Raw genomic sequence first — 2,564 nt, forward strand, 5'->3', positions numbered from 1 at the left:
AGGCTGGTCGTGGCAGCTTGAATCACTGCCTACCCCGAATTATTGAGCCGATACTTTCTTTCCTTATTCAAACCTACTTTTGTGATTGGATTACGTCAAGGAGTAAGTTGTTCTGATACCGTTTTGCAACAAGTAAAACAGTGGTTACTTAAAGGATTAATTCAAGGAATTGGTTCACGAGTCAATAGTGGTTATGGAAAGTTAAAACTTGAAAGACAAGCCTTTGTTTCTCTTCCTTCAGAACTACGTCCCAAAAAAAGAACCCCAATTCTACAAGTTCCTTTTGAATTGGAAGGACAACTAATTCACGGATATCAACGAGTTGACTGGAGACAAGATGGCCAGAGTAATTGGCAACCGAGACCCCAAGCAGTATCAGAAGTGAGACCTATTGCTTTTCGGTCGATGCTGCGGTATTGGTTTAGAATTTTTGCTTTAGGGGTTTTGCCTCAAAAGCGGGTACGTAAGCTAGAAATATTTGTATTTGGTGGAATTGAGCCACAAGCACAAACAGGACTTTTTCAGCTAGAAATCGATAATGGGGATAACTCTCAATCCCATTCTCAAGCTGGAATTCTTATTTTACATTATTCACCCTTCATCAATGACAAAATTAAGCCATTAATTCGCGACTTATTGAGAAGTTTGACTTGGTTAATGTTTCATCTAGGGGGAGTTGGACATGGTGCGAGAAGACCTTACTACAAACGCATAGGAAATCCTCAACATCGAGGAGTTAATTTGATGCCTACACGTGAGGAAATTACCGAAACAGTGAGACAGAATTGGATATTACCTCCAACTCCTCAAAAGTTCCAGAATTTATTTCAACAACATTTAGACAAGTTTTATTCAACGTTACGTGTATTGGCAAAACAAGAAATTGATTATCGCCAACCACGAGAAGATGTGATTGCATCTACTGCACATACTTGGGTTGAGGCTGTGGATATCAATTGTGAGATTTTGGTAATTCGCAAAGCAGTGAAAGAACAAAATTCTAGACCTTATGCACTCAAAATATTACATGACCAATTTCATGACTTAGAGTCTCACGACTATACAATAGCAAAAAGTTTATGCGGAGGAATCAATAAAGAATCTACAGAAGAAGGTGACGAAATTGACCGTGATGTGATACCTTCTCCTGTGTGGATTGCTAACTTGCACAAATATCAAGTTGTGACAGTATTTGGAGCAAACCAAGACCCTCGTCAAGAATATTTAAGAAGATTGAAAGATGCGATAGATAATTCTCAAAATTCCTTTGATAGCTATGCTCAAATTTGGCCCCTACACCTACGCAGAGCTTGCGACTGATTTAACATTTATTCCAAGCATCAGCAACATAAGCAGAATCAACCACAGTACCCATTAAATTTACAGGTGTATTCGCTGAAGCGTAATATTTAACTTTTGGTGAGAGTTCATCAATCGCATTGATGCGTTGCTTACCTGGTCGAATATAAACCACTAAAACTGCTTTGTTGGGAAGCACGTTAACAATCTTTTTGAGTTGTTCAGCTACTCGCTTTTCTATTAACTGAGCAATTTCTGTTTCTGGTAAACTGTTTTTTTCTGTATCAGCAATTAGCTTGTAATTCACCAAATCTAGAACCACAACATCACCAGAAACCTTGATTCTTTTGGAAGCATCTAACATTCGTGTTGTTTTAAATCCTCGTTGTGCAAGCAACTGATACTCTTCTGGATAATCATCAGCAAGCATTGGTTGGCCTTGAGGAAGAAGGTAATCAACAGATATACCACCAAGCACTTTTTCGCGGTCTAAAATTTGTTTGAGATTACCAACTTGTTGACCAACAACCTCACTCACTGATAATTGCAGCCGTTGTTCAACTTCAGAGCGTATCAACTGACGTGCTTCCTTAAGACTTTGATTAAACAGGTAAACGCTGATCGCTCCAACTACTCCTAAAATTATTCCGAATACCACAAATGATAGATTAATCGCACCAACAAAACTGCCAAAACTATTATTCAGGCGTGTGTTAGCATCTTGTAAAAACTGGATTTGGCTTTTGAGTAACTCGACATCAGCACCACCGGAGGGAGATGGTTTTGGGCTGGGTGTGGGAGATGGAGTAGCTTGGGCGATAAAAACCCAAATCTGGAATAGCCTAATTTGAGACAGATTGAATAAGTGTGACAAATACATATTGACACTCAAAAGGCAACTTTAATAGCAATTATTTGCTATCCAGCATAATCTAAGTTTGTTGGCGTTTAGATCAGCTACTCTACTCCAAATCCTGTTTTGTAGCGACTGTCTTGAAAGTCAAGCGATCGCCTGCTTCACTAAACCACCAGCTACAATTACAGTCTTGATACTAGCTCAAACAGCCCCAAGGAAGACGGAAGCTGCTACAGGGTGCGCGAAACACGGAAACGTCAACCCAGAAGCTGCTGCAAGGAACCCGGAAGCTGCTACAGGGTGCGCGAAACACGGAAACGTCAACCCAGAAGCTGCTGCAAGGAAGACGGAAGTTGCTACAGGGTGCGCGAAACACGGAAACGTCAACCCAGAAGCTGCTGCAAGGAAG

At 40.5% G+C, this 2,564-nt stretch carries 3 protein-coding genes; 2 read left to right on the forward strand and 1 reads right to left on the reverse strand.

All coding sequences use genetic code 11. From position 1 onward, the window contains the following. Positions 1-81: 81 nt before the first annotated feature. A complete protein-coding gene (locus AC5JMK_RS07765; protein WP_495909796.1) occupies positions 82-1,320 on the forward strand; it encodes a hypothetical protein in 1,239 nt (412 codons plus the stop codon). Position 1,321: 1 nt separating this feature from the next. On the opposite strand, the gene AC5JMK_RS07770 is transcribed toward AC5JMK_RS07765, so the two are convergent. Then, positions 1,322-2,179, reverse strand: a complete 858-nt coding sequence (locus tag AC5JMK_RS07770; protein WP_495909797.1) for a hypothetical protein — start codon at positions 2,177-2,179, stop codon at positions 1,322-1,324. Between the two features lie 61 nt (positions 2,180-2,240). On the opposite strand from AC5JMK_RS07770, the gene AC5JMK_RS07775 reads away from it, so the two are divergent. Continuing rightward, a partial coding sequence (locus tag AC5JMK_RS07775; protein ID WP_495909798.1) for a hypothetical protein occupies positions 2,241-2,564 on the forward strand: 324 nt, incomplete at its 3' end.

It is taken from the genome of Pelatocladus sp., from assembly GCF_059505505.1.

Coding starts and splice junctions, on each gene's coding strand:
- AC5JMK_RS07770 (WP_495909797.1), bottom strand. CDS start 2,179: ATGTATTTGTCACACTTATTCAATCTGTCTCAAATTAGGCTATTCCAG.